This is a genomic window from Stenotrophomonas sp. GbtcB23, from assembly GCF_019091045.1.
Classification (GTDB): domain Bacteria; phylum Pseudomonadota; class Gammaproteobacteria; order Xanthomonadales; family Xanthomonadaceae; genus Stenotrophomonas; species Stenotrophomonas rhizophila_A.
Genome location: NZ_JAGXKC010000003.1, coordinates 1 through 17,642 on the forward strand (window position 1 = coordinate 1; position 17,642 = coordinate 17,642).

Annotated in this window: 18 protein-coding genes; 11 read left to right on the plus strand and 7 right to left on the minus strand. The window is 67.0% G+C overall.

The features are described from left to right. The 6 genes from KVS69_RS01785 to KVS69_RS01810 all read right to left on the minus strand — a co-directional run. On the minus strand, positions 1-1,258 hold a 1,258-nt coding region (locus tag KVS69_RS01785), incomplete at its 3' end, for an acyltransferase (protein ID WP_254621972.1). A 106-nt stretch (positions 1,259-1,364) separates the two neighbouring features. Further along, positions 1,365-2,072: a DUF2058 family protein gene (locus KVS69_RS01790; protein WP_210130588.1), complete on the minus strand. Its 708-nt coding sequence runs from the start codon at positions 2,070-2,072 to the stop codon at positions 1,365-1,367. A gap of 13 nt (positions 2,073-2,085) precedes the next feature. Further along, on the minus strand, positions 2,086-2,325 hold the full coding sequence (locus tag KVS69_RS01795; protein ID WP_068852947.1) for a SlyX family protein: 240 nt from the start codon (positions 2,323-2,325) through the stop codon (positions 2,086-2,088). Then, positions 2,318-3,667: a UDP-glucose/GDP-mannose dehydrogenase family protein gene (locus tag KVS69_RS01800; protein WP_217536111.1), complete on the minus strand. Its 1,350-nt coding sequence runs from the start codon at positions 3,665-3,667 to the stop codon at positions 2,318-2,320. Before KVS69_RS01800 ends, KVS69_RS01795 begins: the two co-directional genes overlap by 8 nt. A gap of 24 nt (positions 3,668-3,691) precedes the next feature. After that, entirely contained in the window at positions 3,692-4,672 is a 981-nt protein-coding gene (locus tag KVS69_RS01805) for an FKBP-type peptidyl-prolyl cis-trans isomerase (RefSeq protein ID WP_217536114.1), read from the minus strand. Between the two features lie 84 nt (positions 4,673-4,756). Beyond that, on the minus strand, positions 4,757-5,278 hold the full coding sequence (locus KVS69_RS01810; protein ID WP_217536472.1) for a glutathione peroxidase: 522 nt from the start codon (positions 5,276-5,278) through the stop codon (positions 4,757-4,759). Between the two features lie 176 nt (positions 5,279-5,454). Between KVS69_RS01810 and KVS69_RS21025 the strand changes: the two genes are divergently transcribed. From KVS69_RS21025 to KVS69_RS01845, 7 genes are all read left to right on the plus strand, one after another. Then, positions 5,455-5,907, plus strand: a complete 453-nt coding sequence (locus tag KVS69_RS21025) for a hypothetical protein (protein ID WP_254621973.1) — start codon at positions 5,455-5,457, stop codon at positions 5,905-5,907. 2 nt (positions 5,908-5,909) lie between these two features. Then, on the plus strand, positions 5,910-6,272 hold the full coding sequence (locus tag KVS69_RS01820; RefSeq protein WP_068852958.1) for a GntR family transcriptional regulator: 363 nt from the start codon (positions 5,910-5,912) through the stop codon (positions 6,270-6,272). Then, on the plus strand, positions 6,269-7,144 hold the full coding sequence (locus tag KVS69_RS01825; protein ID WP_093532528.1) for an ABC transporter ATP-binding protein: 876 nt from the start codon (positions 6,269-6,271) through the stop codon (positions 7,142-7,144). Before KVS69_RS01820 ends, KVS69_RS01825 begins: the two co-directional genes overlap by 4 nt. After that, the gene (locus KVS69_RS01830; RefSeq protein ID WP_217536116.1) at positions 7,141-8,172 is read left to right on the plus strand and encodes a hypothetical protein; all 1,032 of its coding nucleotides are present in this window, start codon (positions 7,141-7,143) and stop codon (positions 8,170-8,172) included. The genes KVS69_RS01825 and KVS69_RS01830 overlap by 4 nt, the downstream gene beginning before the upstream one ends. A 25-nt stretch (positions 8,173-8,197) precedes the next feature. Beyond that, entirely contained in the window at positions 8,198-9,085 is an 888-nt protein-coding gene (locus KVS69_RS01835) for a DUF2807 domain-containing protein (protein ID WP_217536126.1), read from the plus strand. A 12-nt stretch (positions 9,086-9,097) separates the two neighbouring features. Then, complete coding sequence (locus tag KVS69_RS01840; protein ID WP_217536128.1) at positions 9,098-9,685, plus strand: DUF2884 family protein; 588 nt, start codon at positions 9,098-9,100, stop codon at positions 9,683-9,685. Positions 9,686-9,777: 92 nt separating this feature from the next. Continuing rightward, positions 9,778-10,203 (plus strand): hypothetical protein, encoded by a 426-nt coding sequence (locus KVS69_RS01845; RefSeq protein WP_068852972.1) that lies wholly within the window; start codon positions 9,778-9,780, stop codon positions 10,201-10,203. Positions 10,204-10,780: 577 nt separating this feature from the next. Here the strand turns inward: KVS69_RS01845 and KVS69_RS01850 are convergent. Then, positions 10,781-12,196 carry a class II fumarate hydratase gene (locus tag KVS69_RS01850; RefSeq protein ID WP_068852975.1) on the minus strand — a complete coding sequence of 472 codons (1,416 nt, stop codon included), beginning with the start codon at positions 12,194-12,196 and terminating at the stop codon, positions 10,781-10,783. A 346-nt stretch (positions 12,197-12,542) separates the two neighbouring features. Between KVS69_RS01850 and KVS69_RS01855 the strand changes: the two genes are divergently transcribed. The 4 genes from KVS69_RS01855 to KVS69_RS01870 all read left to right on the plus strand — a co-directional run bounded on the left by KVS69_RS01855 (position 12,543) and on the right by KVS69_RS01870 (position 17,463). Beyond that, positions 12,543-13,877, plus strand: a complete 1,335-nt coding sequence (locus KVS69_RS01855; protein ID WP_254621974.1) for a hemolysin family protein — start codon at positions 12,543-12,545, stop codon at positions 13,875-13,877. Positions 13,878-13,912: 35 nt separating this feature from the next. Then, on the plus strand, positions 13,913-15,280 hold the full coding sequence (gene purB / locus KVS69_RS01860) for an adenylosuccinate lyase (RefSeq protein WP_217536130.1): 1,368 nt from the start codon (positions 13,913-13,915) through the stop codon (positions 15,278-15,280). 223 nt (positions 15,281-15,503) lie between these two features. Beyond that, the gene (locus KVS69_RS01865) at positions 15,504-16,937 is read left to right on the plus strand and encodes a cupin domain-containing protein (protein ID WP_217536131.1); all 1,434 of its coding nucleotides are present in this window, start codon (positions 15,504-15,506) and stop codon (positions 16,935-16,937) included. 1 nt (position 16,938) lies between these two features. Continuing rightward, positions 16,939-17,463 carry a hypothetical protein gene (locus tag KVS69_RS01870; protein WP_245356559.1) on the plus strand — a complete coding sequence of 175 codons (525 nt, stop codon included), beginning with the start codon at positions 16,939-16,941 and terminating at the stop codon, positions 17,461-17,463. The last annotated feature ends 179 nt before the right edge of the window (positions 17,464-17,642 follow it).

Sequence of the window (17,642 nt, forward strand, 5' to 3'; positions counted from 1 at the left end):
TGGACTCGACCACGCGGCAGGCGGGCACTTCCTTCTTCAGCCCCTTCGCATACGGGTACCAGTCCAGTGGATGCCGGCTGACCGTACTGAACGAAATGTGCCGCTGCTGCTTGACCAGCACCGACTGCAGGCCGGCGCCCAGTACCAGTACGGCCAACCCCAGCAGTACCCAGCGCCCGTTGGTCCGGGGGCCGCGCGAGCCATGCCGCAGCGGCTGCTCCACCCAGCGCCAGGACAGCCACGCCAGCGCGAACACCAGCGCCACCGCGCACGCCCCGGCCAGCACGGTTTCCAGCCCCACGGACCAGCGGAACAGCACGAACACCGGCCAATGCCACAGGTACAGCGAGTAGGAGAGCTTGCCGACCCAGACCATCGGCGGGCTGGCCAGCGCGCGCCCGGTCCAGCCCTGCGGATGTCGCTGCAGCAGCCCCAGCAGCACCACCGTGGAGAGCACCGGCCACAGCCCGTCCGGCCACGGCGAGTGGCCCGGTCGCGCCGCCCACAACCCGTAGCCCAGCCCCGCCACCGCCAGCAGCAGCAAAGGCGAACGCCACGACAGTCCACGCGCCAGCGGCGCCGCATCGAAACGACCGGCCAGCGTCATTGCCTGGTACAGCAGCACGCCAGCACCCAGCTGCCAGAACCGCGTGGTGGTGACGTAGAACGCCTGGATCTCCTGCCCGCCCTGCCCGACCAGCCGCAGCGCGTAGGCCAGCGACGCGACGGTAGCGACGGCGAACAAACCCAGCGACAGTACGCGCGCCCGCCCGCCCCGCGACCACGCCACGAACAGCAGCGGGAACAGCAGGTAGAACTGCTCCTCCACGCCCAGCGACCAGGTGTGCGTGTACGGATTGAATTCGGTGCGCGGCGAGAAGTAGTCGTTGCCGGTGGCGGCCAGCACCCAGTTGCTCAGCCCGAAAAATGCGCGGCGGCCAGTCTTGTCGCTGGTTTCGCTGAGCCAGGATTCTGGAATGAACAGCGCACTGAACAGCGCGGTGACCAGCAGGCACACCACCAGCGCCGGCACGATCCGGCGGATGCGGCGCGCGTAGAAACGCAGCAGGCCCTGCCAGCCGCCGAGCGCCGGCAGGCGATCGACCGAGGCGCTGACCACGAAGCCGGAGATCACGAAAAACACATCCACACCGGTGAAGCCACCGGGCAGCCAGCTCGCTTTGAGGTGGTACAGGATGACCGACAACACGGCGACCGCACGCAGGCCGTCGATATGCGGGACGTAGGTTTGTCGCAATTGGCTTTCCTGCATGCACACTCCTTTGCCGCACGACCAACGGTCGTGCGCTACCGCATTCAACCCGTCAGGTAGGTATCGACCGTCGGTCGATACCCGCTTTTTTTTACCAGACCAGGTCGTCAGGTACCTGGTAGGCCGGATCGGCGTACGGGTCGTCTTCGGCCGGGGCGTTGGGGTCCACGCGCAGTGCCACGGCCGGGGCGAAGATCGCTTCGGCTTCGTCCAGCACCGCTGCGGTCACCAGCAGGTAGCGGCCGGTGCTCTGCAGCACGCCCAGTTCGCCGGCGTTGAGCTGGCGCAGCTGCTCGGCAGTGACATAGATCCGCTTGATCTTGCCGCCGTACGGGAAGTGCCGCGCGATGTCGGCCGCTTCATCGTTGAGCGCCTTGTCCTTGAGCAGCTCGTCGAGCTTGACCTTGGCTTCGCGGCGCACACGCGCCTCTTCCTGCTTCAGCCGCTCGGCTTCGATGCGGTCGTCTTTTTCCTTCTGCGCGCGGATCGCGTAGGCCTTGGCCAGGTCGATGTCCTCGCGCGAGCGCGGCTTGCCCTGGCCGGGGTTCTGGCCCTGGCCGGGACGTGCGTTGCCGCCGGGGCGGCCCTTGCCCTGGGGGCCACGACGGGCATCGCCCTCGCGCGGCGGGCGCTGGCCATCGCGCGGCCCACGGGCGCCCTCACCGGCCTTGGCCTGCGGTCGGGCACCCTGCGGCGCGTTGGAGGGCCGGCCATCGCGGCGGGCGTCGGGCTTGCGTTCGGGCTTGGGCGCGGCTTTGAAGCCAAGGCCCAGCAGCTGGTCGCGGAGGGTATCGCTCATGACGTTGGGTCGATCAGTAGTGCGGGGGCGGCGGTTCTTCGCCCGAATCGGAATACAGCGCGTTGCGGACCTTGCCCAGGTCCTCCAGCAGCAGGCGGGTCAGGTCCGCGTTGCGGCTGCCCTCGATGCGGGCATCGGCCAGGGCTTCGCTCAGCTCGGCCAAGGCCTGTTCCTGGAAGGACACCCGCATTTCAAGTTCGACCAAGCGCGCTTCCAGCGCCTGCTCACGCGCGGTGGGAGTGGAATCATGCATGCAGCGAACGTCCCCGGCCAATGCCGTAATAGGCCAGGCCCGCGGCTTCGATCTCCTGCGGGTCGTACAGGTTGCGACCGTCGAACACGACGGCGTCTTTCAGCGTGTCACGCAGGTGGGCGAAATCCGGGCTGCGGAACTGCTTCCATTCGGTGACCACCACCAGCGCATCGGCGCCGTCCAGTGCGTCATTGGCGCTGTCGCAGAACACCAGGTCGTCGCGCTCGCCGAAGATGCGGCGGGCCTCGTCGGTGGCTTCCGGGTCGTACGCGCGGACGGTGGCACCGCCTTCCCACAGCTGTGCCAGCAGGCGGCGGCTGGAGGCTTCGCGCATGTCATCGGTGTTCGGCTTGAAGGCCAGGCCCCACACCGCGAAGGTGCGGCCGCGCACGCCCTCATCCTCGCCACGGTCGTAGTGGCGCTGGATCAGCTGGAACAGGTGCCCCTTCTGCGCATCGTTGACCGCTTCCACCGCATTGAGCAGCTTGGGCTCATGCCCGTACTGCTGCGCGGTGCGGGCCAGCGCCTGCACGTCCTTGGGGAAACACGAGCCGCCGTAACCGGCGCCCGGGTAGATGAAGTGCCAGCCGATGCGCGGGTCCGAGCCGATGCCCTGGCGGACCTGTTCGACATCGGCACCGACCTTCTCGGCGATGTTGGCGATTTCGTTCATAAACGAAATCTTGGTCGCCAGCATGGCGTTGGCGGCGTACTTGGTCAGCTCAGCCGAGCGCACGTCCATTTCCACCACGCGGTCGTGGTTGCGGTTGAACGGTGCGTACAGGCGGCGCATCAGCGCCACGGAATCGGCATTGGCCGCGCCGATCACGATACGGTCCGGCCGCATGCAGTCGGCCACGGCGTCGCCTTCCTTGAGGAATTCGGGGTTGGAGACCACGTCGAAGGCGATCTCCTCGCCGCGCTCGGCCAGCGCCTGGGCGATGGCGGCACGGACCTTGTCGGCCGTGCCTACCGGCACGGTCGACTTGTTCACCACCACGGTCGGCACACGCATGTGCCGGCCGATGGTGCGGGCCACGGCCAGCACGTACTGCAGGTCGGCGCTGCCGTCCTCGTCCGGTGGCGTGCCCACGGCAATGAAGATCACCTGGCCATGCGCGATCGCCGCCTCGGCGTCGGTGGTGAAGGCCAGCCGCAACGCGGCATGGTTGGCCTTGACCATCGGCTCCAGGCCCGGCTCATAGATCGGGATGACGCCGCGGTTGAGGCCATCCACCTTGGCCTGGTCGATATCGACGCAGACCACCTGGTGGCCGACATCGGCCAGGCAGGTACCCGTGACCAGACCGACGTAGCCGGTACCGAAGATTGAGACGCGCATGTCCGTGTTGACTCCAGTTCCGTTTTACGGAGCAATGCCCAGCAGTTCGACGTCGAAGGTCAGCGTCGCGTTCGGACCGATCGGACCGCCCGGGGTGCCCTGCTCGCCATAGGCCAGCTCGCCCGGGATCCAGAAGCGGTACTTGGCGCCGACCGGCATCAGCTGCACGCCTTCCGACCAGCCCTTGACCACCTGGTCCAGGCCGAACTCGATCGGCTGGCCACGCTGGATGCTGCTGTCGAAGACGGTGCCGTCGAGCAGCTTGCCTTCGTAATGCACCTTGACCTTGCTGGTGGGGAGCGGGCGCTCGCCCGAACCGGGACGGATCACCTGGTACTGCAGGCCCGACGCGGTGGTGACCACGCCCGGCACGGTCTTGTTCTTGGCCATGAAGTCATTGCCGGCGCGGCGGTTGGTCTCGCCCTGGGCGGCGGCCTTGGCCTGCATTTCCGCCTGCTGGGCGGCCATGAAGCCTTCCATCGTGGCCTGGGCCTGTTCGGCGGTCATCTTCGGGGTGCCCTTGGCGAACGCGGTCTGCACGGCGTCGAACAACGCGTCCAGGTCGACCTGGTCCTTCAGCGGCGCCAGCGACGGGCCCACGGCATAGCTGCCCAGCATCAGGCCGACCTGTTCACGGTCCACCTTCGGCGGCTCGGTGCCCGGGGCCATGCCCGGAACCGGCTGGCCGGCCTTGACGGCCATCGCCATGCGCAGCGCCTGGTCGGTCTTCTGCGCCTGTTCCTGGGTGATCAGCGGCTGCTTGCCTTCGAAGGCGTTGGTCACCGCGCGGCGCAGGGCCGCGATGTCGATCTGGTCGGCAATCGGCTCGAAGGACTTGGCCACGTCCATACCAATGGCGTAGCCGACTTTTTCACGCTGGGAGGTCAAAGCAGAAGTCTCCTTGGCGGCCGCGCCTGCGGCCGGTTGTTGCGACATCACGGTACCGGTGGCACCCATCGCCAGAATCAGAACCGACGCCGCAGCGCCGCGCATTCCCATCTTCATTTGCTGCTTTCCTGGAAGTGACTGGACGCCGACGTCGGCGCGAAAGCGATCATTGTCGCACGCACGTGCGAGATGTCGAGGATGTCAGCGCTTTGCAGGCGCAACGGACAGCTCACGTTCGATTGCCGCCACCAGTTCCTTGTCGTCCGGCTTGACCTTGCTGGAGAACTGCGCCACCACCCGGCCATCGCGCGACAGCAGGTACTTGTGGAAGTTCCAGCCGGGCGCAACGCCGGTGGCGGCGGTCAGGCGCTGGTACAGCGGCGTGGCGTCGGTGCCGGTGACCTGCACTTTCTGGAACATCGGGAACTTCACACCATAGGTAAGCGTGCAGAACTCCTGGATCTCCTTCTCGCTGCCCGGCTCCTGGCCCTTGAAATCATTGGACGGGAAGCCCAGCACCGAGAAGCCGCGCGCGGCGTATCGGGTCTGCAGCCCTTCCAGCGCCTCGTATTGCGGGGTGAAGCCGCACTTGCTGGCGGTATTGACCACCAGCAGCACCTTGCCGCCGTACTGCTTTTCCAGGTTCACCTCGGTCTTGCCGGCCAGCGGCCGGTAGTCGAGGTCAAGCAGATCCGCGGCCTGGGCGGACCCGGCGCCCAGCATCCCGACCAGCAGCAGCCCACTGCCCCAGCGGCGGGCGCGCGCCCGGGTGGCGTGGAACGGGGAAGTCGCGCGGTGGGACTGGGGCATTGGAAACTCCGGTAAAGAGGCTGGAAAACCCTGTCCTGCAGGGGAAGGCGGACTATATCACCGGGGGTTTCAGTGCGCGGTTGACGTAGATGGCCGTCACGCGGCTGAATACCTGCAGACTGACCCCGGCGCACCGCGGCACCATCAATCGCTTGATAATCAATGCGTTAACGCAATCGCGCCGCCATCGTCATGCCCATGCCATCAGTTGGGGTGTGTCGGGTATTGCACTTGGCTGTGCCGGTGTTATAGTTGCATACAACACCAGTCACCTGATGCAGGGGAAGCCCATGAACCGCATGCGCCACCACTCCGCCAAAGCCCTGACAGCCGCGTCCGCGCTGCTGTTGCTGGGCTGGTTCAGCATCCCTGCCGGTGACCGTGGCAGCGAGACCGCCACCGGTGCGTTTGAAAGCCCGCAGGACGCAGGCGTCATCCAGGCAGGGAACGCCGACGGCGCCCCCACGCCTCCCCGCCGGCTGCACAGCTCCCTGTCCATGCCTTACTTCTCATTCGCACAGTCGCTGAACCCACGGAGCTGACCATGAGCGATATCCAATGGAGCGATGGTGCTCCGATCTACCGTCAGCTGAAAGAACGCGTGATTGCCATGATGCTCGACAGCATCATCAAGCCCGGCGACGCGCTGCCTTCGGTCCGACAGGTGGCCGCCGAGTACCAGCTCAATCCCATCACCGTTTCGCGCGCCTACCAGGAACTGGCCGATGAAGGCCTGGTCGAGAAGCGCCGCGGCCTGGGCATGTTCATGACCGAAGAAGCGGCCACGCAGCTGCGCAGCAGCGAGCGCGACCGGTTCCTCAATGAAGAATGGCCGCTGGTCCTGGAGCGCATCCAGCGCCTGGGCCTGCGCCTCGACGAATTGCTGCCCCAGGGGAAATCCTCATGAATGCCGTTGCTAGTGATGTCGTCATTTCCGCTCGTGGCCTGCGCAAGGCCTACAAATCCACGCTCGCGCTGGACAACACCAGCTTCACCATCGCCCCGGGCCGGATCACCGGCCTGATCGGCCCCAACGGCGCGGGCAAGACCACCCTGCTCAAGGCGCTGCTGGGCCTGACCCAGGTCGAGGGCGAGCTGAGCGTGCTGGGCCTGGACCCGACCGTGCAGCGCAACGCGCTGATGAATGATGTGTGCTTCATCGCCGACGTGGCGGTGCTGCCGCGCTGGATGAAGGTGCGCGAGGCGATCGATTTCGTCGCCGGGGTCCACCCGCGCTTCGATCGTGCCCGCTGCGAACGCTTCCTGGCCTCCACCAAGCTGCAGCCGCGCCAGCGCGTACGTGAACTGTCCAAGGGCATGATCGTGCAGCTGCACCTGGCACTGGTGATGGCCATCGACGCCAAGGTGCTGGTGCTGGACGAGCCCACCCTGGGCCTGGACATCCTGTACCGCAAGGAGTTCTACCAGCGCCTGCTGGAAGACTATTTCGACGAGCAGAAGACGATCATCGTGACCACCCACCAGGTGGAAGAGATCGAACACATCCTCACCGACGTGATGTTCATCCGCGACGGCCGCATCGTGCTCACCACCGACATGGAAGACGTCGGCGAGCGCTACACCGAAGTGCTGGTGTCGGCCGAAACGCTGGAAGCGGCGCGTGCGCTGAAGCCGATCGACGAGCGCAGCCTGCCGTTCGGCAAGACCGTGCTGCTGTTCGACGGGGTGCCGCGCGCCCAGCTCACGCCGCTTGGCGAAATCCGCAGCCCGGGGCTGGCGGATCTGTTCGTGGCCATCATGAAGGGAACCTACGCATGAACACCGTCCACTTCCACCCCATCAGCAAGGCCAGCACCTTCAAGTGGCTGCTCAAGCGTGAGTACTGGGAAAACCGCGGCGGTTTCCTGTGGGCACCGCTGATCGCCGGCGGCATTTCGCTGGTGATGAGCCTGATCGGCATCCTGCTCGGCCTGTGGGGCCTGCGCCGCGCGGCCGAGAGCGGTGACCTGCACATCGACAACACCAACATCAATGTCAACGGCCTGGACCTGAAGCTGCTGACCGCCCACATGGATGCCAAGGGCATGGCCGACCTGGGCAATGCCCTGGACGCCACCCTGGTACTCAGCTCGCTGTGGCCGTTCGTGGTGCTGGCCTTCGTGGTGTTCTTCTACTGCCTGGGCGCCCTCTACGACGACCGCCGCGACCGCAGCATCCTGTTCTGGAAGTCGCTGCCGCTGTCGGACACGCAGACCGTGCTGTCCAAGGCGCTGAGCGCGCTGCTGGTGGCCCCGGTGATCGCGGTGATCGCCTCGGTGCTGACCATGTTCGGCTTCATGGCGATCCTCTCGGTGGTGGTGCTGGCCCATGGCGGCAACCCGCTGACCCTGATCTGGGGCCCGGCCAGCCCGCTGGCGTTCGTGGCCAGCCACCTGTCCTGGCTGCCGGTGTACCTGCTGTGGGCCCTGCCGACCGTGGGCTGGCTGCTGATGTGGTCGGCGTGGGCCAAGTCCAAGCCGTTCCTGTGGGCCGTCATGCTGCCGCTGTTTGCCGGCATCATCGTCAGCACCACCCATGTCATGAATCTGTTCAACATGACCAGCGGCTGGTTCTGGCAGCACATCGTCGGCCGCCTGCTGCTGGGCACGCTGCCGGGCAGCGACCTGTTCTACCGCACCGACCAGCTGCAGTCGGTGATGCGCGACAGCGACAACGTGGCCGCGGCGCTGTCGCCGTCCAGCCAGCTGGCCGCACTCGCCCTGCCCGAGCTGTGGATCGGCGCTGCCTTCGGTGTCGCGTTCATCATCATCGCCATCCGCCTGCGCCGCCGCGCCGGCGAAATCTGACCCCGCTTCCTTCGAGGACCCGCCCATGATCCGCAAGCTCGTCGTCGCTTCCCTGCTGTTGCTGCCGCTGACCGCACTGGCCGATGAACCGCAGTGCCGGTTCAACGCCCCGCGTGACCTCAAGCTCGACGTCGCCGGCGCGAAGGCCGTGGTATTCGAGGTGAACCAGCACGACCTGGTGCTGCAGGCCGGCCCGGGCGCGGCCCAGCTCAGTGGCCGCGCCTGCGCCTCCAATGCGGACTGGTTGAGCCAGCTGACCGTGACCCAGAAGAAGGTCGGCGACAAGCTGGTGGTGCAGCTGCAGCGCGAAAACCAGGGCCTGAACTGGAACACCGGCGGCAGCAACTACGCCTACCTGGACCTGCGCGGCACGATCCCGGCCAATGTGCTGGTGCAGATGAAGGTCGGCTCGGGCGATGCCAGCGTGACCGGGGCTTATTCGCTCAGCGCCGATGTCGGCTCGGGCGACATCAAGCTGCGCGATATCAGGGGCCTGGTGACGGCGGCGATCGGCTCGGGCGATGTGGAGCTCGACGGTGCCGGTGCGCTGAACCTGCTGTCGATCGGCTCGGGCGATTTCACCGCCCGCAACCTGCGCGGCAACGCCACGGTCGGCACGATCGGCTCGGGCGACCTCACCCTGGACGGGGTCGCCGGCAATGTCGATATCAAGACGGTCGGTTCGGGCGATGTGGACCTGCGCCAGGTCAAGGGCAACGTCAGCCTGGGCAACATCGGTTCGGGCGATTTCGAAGCCCGCGCGGTGGGCGGCAGCGTCAAGGTCGAGCGGCACGGCTCGGGCGACGTGACGGTCCGCGATGTAGGCGGCGACCTGACGGTGGCCAACAGTGGCAGCGGCGACATCAACCACAGCGACGTGCGCGGCAAGCTGCAGCTGCCGCGCGGCAAATAAGGGGACCCCACCATGAACATGCGACTGCTGCTGCCCACCCTGCTGCTGTGCCTGCCGTTGGCGGCCTGCAGCAACACGGATTCAAACAAGACCGACCCGGCCACGGGCAAGCCGGTGGTGGATGCCGATTCGATCGGCAAGAAGGTGAAGGACGCCACGGACAAGGCGCGGGTGGAAATCGCCCAGGGCAACATCAAGATTTCCAACGACCAGAACGACAAGGCCGAGATCACCCCTCAGGGCGACCTGCTGATCAACGGCAAGGCGGTCACCATCGATGCCCAGCAGCGGGCGCTGCTGCTGGACTACCGCAGGCAGGTGGAAAAGCTGGCGGGCGCAGGCATGGACATCGGCGTGGCCGGTGCCAGCCTGGGCGTGAAGGCCGCTGGCGAAGCGCTGCGCGGGGTGTTCTCCGGCGACACGCAGGGCATCGAGGAGCGGGTGAATGCGGAAGCGGCCAAGATCGAAGCCAGCGCCAAGCAGCTGTGCGAGCTGCTGCCGACGATGATGGCCAAGCAGCAGGCGCTGGCGGCGGCGCTGCCGGCGTTCAAGCCTTACGCCACCATGGACCAGAGCGACGTCGACGACTGCCATAACTGAGCCGTCGGCAGCTGCGACATCCGGTCGCAGGCAGGCCCGCTGCACGGGGGGAGGGCTACACTAGCCCTCCCCTTTTTTGTGCACTGCCGGCCATGAAGAAGCTGTACCTCCTGCTGTTGGCCCTGTTCTGCCTTGCCGCTACCGGCTGCGACCAGGAATACCGCAACCACCGCGCCGAGCGCGGCAAGCCGAAGATCACCGTCAGCGACGGCATGGTCACCGTGCGCCGCGCGCCGGCGCCGAACATCATCGTGCTGCCCAACGGCCACATGAAGATCGACGAGATCGAAATTCCGCTCGACGACAGCCAGCACGCGCTGCTGCAGCAGATGTTCGGCCAGCTGCAGGTGTTGCGCCAGAACACGCTCACCGATGCCCCGTACGACCCGGACAAGCGCGCGGTGAAGATCCAGGTGCCGCCGGGCATGCAGCCGATCCCGCCGGATCTGGTCACGCGTGTTCCGCAGTTCAAGGATTACACCGAGACGTTCGACAATTTGATGGCGGATCGGCGGTAAGCGCGTAAGTCAAACGCCAGAGCCTTGGTCTGCGGGATTCTGCGCGCAGGGCCGGCGGGTGCGGGGGTACGGGGGGCGCCGTGAACCCATCCATGGGGGCTCTTGCGAAACATCCATGTTTCGCAAAGCCCCCGTACCCCCGCACCCGCCGACCCTCGGACAGGTGGCTGGTGCGCAACGGAGATCAACGGCAACGGCAACGGCAACGGCAACGGCAACGCCGATTGTTTTCATGCGTCATCGAACGTGGTGGCGTTCCGTGCGGTCGTTTGGGAACCGACCCTACCCCGCCCCCGCGAAATCAGCGCAACCGCGTAGAGCCACGCCATGCGTGGCTGCTTCTCCCATCCGCCGGCGACCACCTGTCTGGGGCGGCCGGCGGGCAGCCCCCGTAGGGACTGTCAAAAACATGGATGTTTTTGCCAAGCCCCCAAGGATGGGTTTACGGCGTGTCCCGTAGGGGGCTGCCCGACGGCCGCCCCGCTCTCAAAGATGGAAACGCTGCTGTTGGCTGTTGGCTGTTGGCTGTTGGCTGTTGGCTGTTTGCTGTTGGCTGTTTGCTGTTGGCCGTTAGCGCTTAACCACCGCCACCACCACCACCGGCATGAATGCCGCCAGCCGTCAGCGCCGCCGGATCCAGCAACCGCCGCAGTTCGGCTTCGGACAACCCACTGTCTTCCTTGGCCACGTCCAAGACCGGCCGCTGCTCCTTGTAGGCACGCTTGGCGATGGCGGCTGCTTTTTCGTACCCGATGATCGGGTTCAACGCCGTCACCAGGATCGGGTTGCGGCCCAGCGCCTCGCGTACGCGGTCTTCGCGCACTTTCAGCCCGGCGATGGCCGTGTCGGCCAGCAGCCGCGAGATGTTGGAGAGCAGGCCGATGCCATCCAGCAGGTTCGCCGCGATCAGCGGCAGCGTCACGTTCAACTGGAAGTTGCCCGTCTGCCCCGCCACCGTGATCGCCGTGTGGTGCCCGATCACCTGCGCGCACACCATCACCGTCGCCTCCGGAATCACCGGATTGACCTTGCCCGGCATGATCGAACTGCCCGGCTGCAGCGCCGGCAGCTCGATCTCGCCCAGGCCCGCCAGCGGACCGGCATTCATCCAGCGCAGGTCGTTGGCGATCTTGATCAGCGCCACCGCCAGCGCATTGAGCTGGCCCGACAGCTCCACCGCATCGTCCTGCGCGGCCAGGCCCTCGAATTTATTTTCCGCGCTGTCAAAGCGCACCCCGGTCTGCTGCTTCAGGCGCTTGGCCACCCGCTCGCCGAAGCGCGGGTCCGCATTGATGCCCGTGCCGATCGCCGTGCCACCCAGCGGCAGCCGGCGCAGCCGCTTGAGGCTGTCTTCCAGGCGCTCCTGCGCCGACGACAGCTGCGCCGACCAGGCACCGAATTCCTGTTCAAAGGTCAGCGGCATCGCATCCATCAGGTGCGTGCGACCGGTCTTGACCACCTTGCGCAGCGCGCGGCCGCGCTTGTCGATGGTCTTGCGCAGGTGCACCAGCGCCGGCAGCAGCTGCTCCTGTACGCCCAGCAGCGCCGATACCCGCAACGCCGTCGGGATCACATCGTTCGAGCTCTGGCCCTGGTTGACGTGGTCGTTCGGATGCACCGTGGTCTTGCCCGCCTTGCCCGCGCGGTTGGCCAGCGTGGCGATGACCTCGTTGGCATTCATGTTCGACGACGTGCCCGACCCGGTCTGGTAGATGTCGATCGGGAAGTGCGCATCGTGGCGGCCCTCGGCCACTTCGTCGGCCGCGCTTTCAATGGCCTTGCCGATGTTCTTCGGCAGGTGGCCCAGCTCGGCGTTGACCGCCGCTGCGGCGCCCTTCACCAGGCCCAGCGCGCGGATGAAACCGCGCGGCATGCGTTGGCCCGAGACCGGGAAGTTGTCCACCGCGCGCTGCGTCTGCGCGCCCCACAGCGCATCTGCAGGCACCTGCAGTTCGCCCATGCTGTCGTGCTCGGTCCTGAAACCCTTGCTCATTGCATCACTCCGCGATTCTTTCAGTTGGGAAAGGGAACGGCGGCTGGCAACGGGCCTTCATTCCCTGGCTGGCGGCTGCGATCACGATACTCCCAAGCGGGAATGAATCCCAACCGCAGTCCGCATCGGCTAGACTCGGAATTCGTGTTCATTCAGACAGTATCCCGCTTCCCATGGGCGACGACCCCCACTGTAGTGCGTGCCACGACCAACGGTATGCCCGGCCTTGCCGTGCCCCCCTTCGGGGCCGTCGCTATGCGACGTTACTCGCGGCTACGCCGCTCCTTTCGTGGCCTACCTGTTTCTTCCCCGCCGTCACCAGCAGCGCATGGCGCCGAGGGCGCCCATGATCGTCGGCAACCTGCTGCTCCTGCTGCTGGCCCTGTTCCTGGTAGTGCTCAACGGCTTCTTCGTGGCCGCCGAGTTCGCCCTGGTCAAACTGCGCCACACCCAGGCCGTCGGCTTGGCTGCCAGGCACGGCTGGCGCGGCCGCCTGCTACTCAACGTGCATTCGCACCTGGATGCCTACCTCTCGGCCTGCCAGCTCGGCATCACCCTGTCCTCGCTGGGCCTGGGCTGGGTCGGTGAACCCGCGTTCGCGCACCTGCTGCAGCCGCTGTTCGATGCGCTCGGCATGGGCCCGGAAGGCGCACGCCTGACCGCCTTCATCATCGCCTTCAGCCTGATCTCGTTCCTGCACATCGTGCTGGGCGAACTGGCGCCGAAGTCCATGGCCATCCGCCGTCCCGAAGCCATGTCGCTGTGGACCGCCGCGCCGCTGTACCTGTTCTACTGGGCCATGTTCCCGGCCATCTGGCTGCTCAACCACAGCGCCAACGCGCTGCTGCGGCTGGCCGGCTGGGGCGATGTCGAGCACACCTCGCACCGCTACTCCCGCGAAGAGCTCAAGCTGATCGTCGCCCGCCAGCAGCCCGGCGCCGGCGCACCGGACCAGGACCTCACCCTGATGAGCCACGCGCTGGAGCTGCCCGAACTGGTGGCCGGCGACCTGATGCGCCCGCGCGAACACATGCGCGTGTTCCGCCAGGGCATGGACTTGGCCGGGGTGATGGCCGAGTTCGCCGAAAGCCGCTACAGCCGCTACCCGTGGTTCGACAGCGATGGCGAGGAAGTGCTGGGCATCCTGCACATGAAGGACCTGCTGGTGGAGATCGCCCGCGGCCAGCCCACCGACGACCTGCGCGCCCTGCTGCGCCCGGCCAACCTGATCGCGCTGGAAACCCCGGTCACCGCCGTGCTTGAGCGCTTCCGCACCGGCACCACCCACATGGCCCTGTGCGTGGAGGAACACGGCCGCATCCTGGGCTACTTCACCCTGGAAGACCTGCTGGAAGTGGTGGTCGGCGATATCGAGGACGAGCACCCGCACGTGGTCAAGGATGCCCCCACCCGGGGCGCCGACGGCACCCTGCTGGTGGCCGGCTCCACCTCCATCTTCCGCCTGGAACGCCTGCTGGGCCGCGACCTGGCCGCGCCCGAACACCTCAATTCGGTCGGCGGGCTGATCGTGCACCAGCTGCAGCGCCTGCCCGAAGAAGGCGAGGAAGTGCGCATCGACGGCCAGCTGTTCACCGTCAAGCGCATGGCCGGCCACCGGATCCAGGCCGTCACCGTACGGCTGGCGCCCGAACAGGCCGACGAGGACCCCGGGGCAGCGTAGAATGACGGCCCCCGCCGTCATTGCCTGCGCCCGCCATGTCCGAATTCGCCCTGCTCGCCCTGTCCCCGCTTGATGGCCGCTATGCCGGCAAGGTCGACGCCCTGCGCCCGATCTTCTCCGAATACGGCCTGATCAAGGCCCGCGTGAAGGTCGAAGTGGAGTGGCTGCTGGCCCTGGCCAACGAACCGGGCATCGCCGAGCTGGCACCGTTCCCGGCTGCCGCCGCCGCGCGCCTGCGCGCCCTGGCCGACGGGTTCGCCCCGGCCCACGCCGCCCGGGTGAAGGAAATCGAGCGCACCACCAACCACGACGTCAAGGCCGTGGAGTACTTCATCAAGGAACAGCTCAAGGATGACGCCGAGCTGGCCCCGGCCCTGGAGTTCGTGCATTTCGCCTGCACCAGCGAAGACATCAACAACCTCAGCTACGGCCTGATGCTGGAAGAAGCCCGCCGCACCGTGCTGCTGCCGTCGCTGGACGACATCGCCGCCCGCCTGCGCACCCTGGCCCATGCCCAGGCCGAACAGGCGATGCTGTCGCGCACCCACGGCCAGACCGCCTCGCCCACCACCCTGGGCAAGGAAGTGGCCAACGTGGTCGCCCGCCTGGAGCGCCAGCGCCGCCAGATCGCCGCGGTCGAGCTGACCGGCAAGATCAATGGCGCGGTGGGCAACTACAACGCCCACGCCATCGCCTACCCGGATGTGGACTGGCCGGCCTTCGCCAAGCGCTTCGTCGAAAGCCTGGGCCTGGTGTTCAACCCCTACACCACCCAGATCGAGCCGCACGACAACATCGCCGAGATCGGCGACGCTGCCCGCCGCGCCAACATCATCCTGATCGACCTGGCCCGCGACATCTGGGGCTACATCTCGCTGGGCTACTTCAAGCAGAAGCTCAAGGAAGGCGAAGTCGGCTCGTCGACCATGCCGCACAAGGTCAACCCGATCGACTTCGAAAACGCCGAAGGCAACTTCGGCATCGCCAACGCCCTGTTCGAACATTTCAGCGCCAAACTGCCGATCAGCCGCTGGCAGCGCGACCTCACCGACTCCACCGTGCTGCGCGCGGTGGGCACCGCCTTCGGCCACAGCCAGGTCGCCCTGGACTCGCTGGCCAAGGGCCTGGGCAAGCTGACCGTGAACCCGGAACGCCTCAACGCCGACCTGGATGCCGCGTGGGAAGTGCTGGCCGAAGCCGTACAGACGGTGATGCGTCGCCATGGCCTGCCCAACCCCTACGAACAACTCAAGGCCCTGACCCGTGGCCAGGGCATCACCGCCGAATCGATGAAGGCGTTCGTGGAGTCGCTGGACCTGCCGGAAGACGCCAAGCAGGGCCTGCGCGAGCTGACCCCGGGTGGCTACATCGGCCTGGCCGCCGATCTGGCCAAGGCGATCTGATCGCGTTGATCAGGTAGTGACCCCGGACGGGGCGCCGGAACATCCGGTGCCCCGTTTTCGTTTGGCGCCGCGTGGGGCGACCAACGGTCGGCGCTACCGGGGACATGCGCGACAGTGCGGCGCAGGTGCAGATCCTGTTCAACCAGCGGACAATGGCGGGACGAGCGCGCGCTTCGTCTGCTGCGCCAATCGCATTCCGTCTACACGCTTCAAGGATTCCCCCATGGCCGTCCGCAAGACCAAAACCCCCGTCATCGAAGTCCAGGCCCGCCCCGGCCTGCCGCTCGGCATGCCCGCCGCGACGTTCCTGCGCGACTACTGGCAGAAGCGCCCGCTGCTGATCCGCGGCGCCTTCCCCGATTTTGAAACCCCGCTCCAGCCCGAAGACCTGGCCGGCCTGGCCTGCGAGGAGACCGCCCTCGCCCGCCTGATCAGCCACGACCGCGCCACCGACGGCTGGTCCGTGCGCACCGGCCCGTTCCAGGAAGAAGAATTCCCCGGCATGCCCGACCACGACTGGACCCTGCTGGTCCAGGACGTAGACAAATGGGACCCGGATGTCCGCGCCCTGATCAGCCACTTCGACTTCCTGCCGCGCTGGCGCATGGACGATGTGATGATCAGCTTCGCCGCCACCGGCGGCTCGGTCGGCGCCCACGTCGACCAGTACGACGTGTTCCTGCTGCAGGCCCATGGCCACCGCCGCTGGCAGATCGACGCCAGCGAATCCACCAAGGGCAGGCGCCCCCCGCTGGAGTTCCGCAACGACGTCGAACTCAAGCTGCTGCGCCGCTTCAAGCCCACCCACGACTGGGTGCTCGAGCCCGGCGACATGCTGTACCTGCCGCCCAACGTCCCCCATAACGGCGTAGCCGAAGACCCCTGCCTGACCTTCTCCTTCGGCATGCGCGCGCCCGCCTCCGCCGAGCTCATCAGCGACTACTTGGACACCCTGATCATGGATGCCGACGAGGCCATCCGGTACCAGGACCCGGACCTGCAGGTGCCCGAAGACCCCAACGAAATCGACGCCGTGGCCATGGGCCGCGTGGTCCAGGCCCTCAACGCCATCCGCATGAACGACCCCGACCGCCTCGGCGACTGGTTCGGCCGCTTCATCACCACCTACCGCGCCGCCGGTGACGTGGTCGCCTCCGGCGAACCGCTCCCGCGCGAACACATCGAAGCCGCCCTGGCCGAAGGCATCGAGCTCGGCCGCCACCCCTGGGCCCGCCTGGCTTGGCGCCGGGCCAAGCGTGGAGCCAGCCTGTACTGCAGCGGCCTTGAATTCGCCCTGCCGGTGAAGGATGCCCAGGCCCTGGCCGCCGCCGAACAGATCGGTGGTGCCCTGTACCAGAAGCTCTCGGCCAAGGGCCGCGACGCCCTGCACGCGCTGGTGGCCGGTGGCTATTACCAGCTGCTCGACGGCGACGCGTTCGACGACGAAGACGAGTACGAAGAGGACGCGGTGGGCGAATACGAAATCATCGACGCCACCGAAACCGTCGAGGTTCTCGAGGATGAAGACGTCGAAGCCAGCGTGCACGAAGTGACCATCCACGACGATGGCGTCGAAGTGATCGTCGATTTCGACGACACCGACGACAGCGACGACGACCAGGCCGTCGGCACCCCCGACGGCGGCGCCGGCTCCTGACATGAGCGGGCCCGGCAGCGCCGACCCGCACCTGCGCCGCCTGCCGGGCGGCGCGGTCGCCATCGACAACGCCGACGAGGCGGTGGCCATCACCACCGCCGTGGTCGAGCGCGCCCGCCGCCAGCTGTGGCTGCACAGCCGCGTACTCGACCCCGGCCTGCTGGATGCACCGCCGGTGCTGGAGGCCCTGCGCCGCTTCGCCACCGCCCGCCACGACAAGCAGGTCCGGCTGATCGTCCATGACGCGGCCGCCATCGCCCAGGCCGGCTCGCCCCTGCTGGGCCTGGTCCAGCGCCTGCCCACCGTGTTCCGGGTGCGCCAGGTGACCGACCCGATCGACCGCGCCCTCGCCTCGGCCTGCCTGCTCAACGATGCCGGCGACTACTACTTTCGTCTGAGTGGGCTCCGCTACGACGGTGAAGCCGGGCTCGCCATGCCCGCACGTTCGCGGCCGTTGCAGGACGGTTTGCAGCGCGTATGGGAACGTTCGCGCGATTGCAGCGAACTGCGCGCGCTCGGCTTCTAGTCCCGTTCCGGGTCCTGAACCTGTCTGGGAATGACACCACGGCCCCGCCGCGGGCCGTTCCGGTGCCCCTTCCTGTCTCGATGGGGGTACAATTTGGACCGTTAGATACCGCCCGTGCAGGGCTATTCATCTTCCCTGCCGGATCATCGAAGCCTTACCCCACAAGCGAATCCGACCCT

Bases quoted from the DNA above. Each gene is read 5' to 3' on its own strand.
- KVS69_RS01820 (WP_068852958.1), top strand. From the start codon at position 5,910: ATGAGCGATATCCAATGGAGCGATGGTGCTCCGATCTACCGTCAGCTG.
- KVS69_RS01830 (WP_217536116.1), top strand. From the start codon at position 7,141: ATGAACACCGTCCACTTCCACCCCATCAGCAAGGCCAGCACCTTCAAG.
- KVS69_RS21025 (WP_254621973.1), top strand. From the start codon at position 5,455: ATGGCCGTCACGCGGCTGAATACCTGCAGACTGACCCCGGCGCACCGC.
- KVS69_RS01835 (WP_217536126.1), top strand. From the start codon at position 8,198: ATGATCCGCAAGCTCGTCGTCGCTTCCCTGCTGTTGCTGCCGCTGACC.
- KVS69_RS01800 (WP_217536111.1), bottom strand. From the start codon at position 3,667: ATGCGCGTCTCAATCTTCGGTACCGGCTACGTCGGTCTGGTCACGGGT.
- KVS69_RS01855 (WP_254621974.1), top strand. From the start codon at position 12,543: ATGATCGTCGGCAACCTGCTGCTCCTGCTGCTGGCCCTGTTCCTGGTA.
- KVS69_RS01845 (WP_068852972.1), top strand. From the start codon at position 9,778: ATGAAGAAGCTGTACCTCCTGCTGTTGGCCCTGTTCTGCCTTGCCGCT.
- KVS69_RS01865 (WP_217536131.1), top strand. From the start codon at position 15,504: ATGGCCGTCCGCAAGACCAAAACCCCCGTCATCGAAGTCCAGGCCCGC.
- KVS69_RS01790 (WP_210130588.1), bottom strand. From the start codon at position 2,072: ATGAGCGATACCCTCCGCGACCAGCTGCTGGGCCTTGGCTTCAAAGCC.
- purB (WP_217536130.1), top strand. From the start codon at position 13,913: ATGTCCGAATTCGCCCTGCTCGCCCTGTCCCCGCTTGATGGCCGCTAT.
- KVS69_RS01810 (WP_217536472.1), bottom strand. From the start codon at position 5,278: ATGCTGGGCGCCGGGTCCGCCCAGGCCGCGGATCTGCTTGACCTCGAC.
- KVS69_RS01870 (WP_245356559.1), top strand. From the start codon at position 16,939: ATGAGCGGGCCCGGCAGCGCCGACCCGCACCTGCGCCGCCTGCCGGGC.
- KVS69_RS01795 (WP_068852947.1), bottom strand. From the start codon at position 2,325: ATGCATGATTCCACTCCCACCGCGCGTGAGCAGGCGCTGGAAGCGCGC.
- KVS69_RS01840 (WP_217536128.1), top strand. From the start codon at position 9,098: ATGAACATGCGACTGCTGCTGCCCACCCTGCTGCTGTGCCTGCCGTTG.
- KVS69_RS01850 (WP_068852975.1), bottom strand. From the start codon at position 12,196: ATGAGCAAGGGTTTCAGGACCGAGCACGACAGCATGGGCGAACTGCAG.
- KVS69_RS01825 (WP_093532528.1), top strand. From the start codon at position 6,269: ATGAATGCCGTTGCTAGTGATGTCGTCATTTCCGCTCGTGGCCTGCGC.
- KVS69_RS01805 (WP_217536114.1), bottom strand. From the start codon at position 4,672: ATGAAGATGGGAATGCGCGGCGCTGCGGCGTCGGTTCTGATTCTGGCG.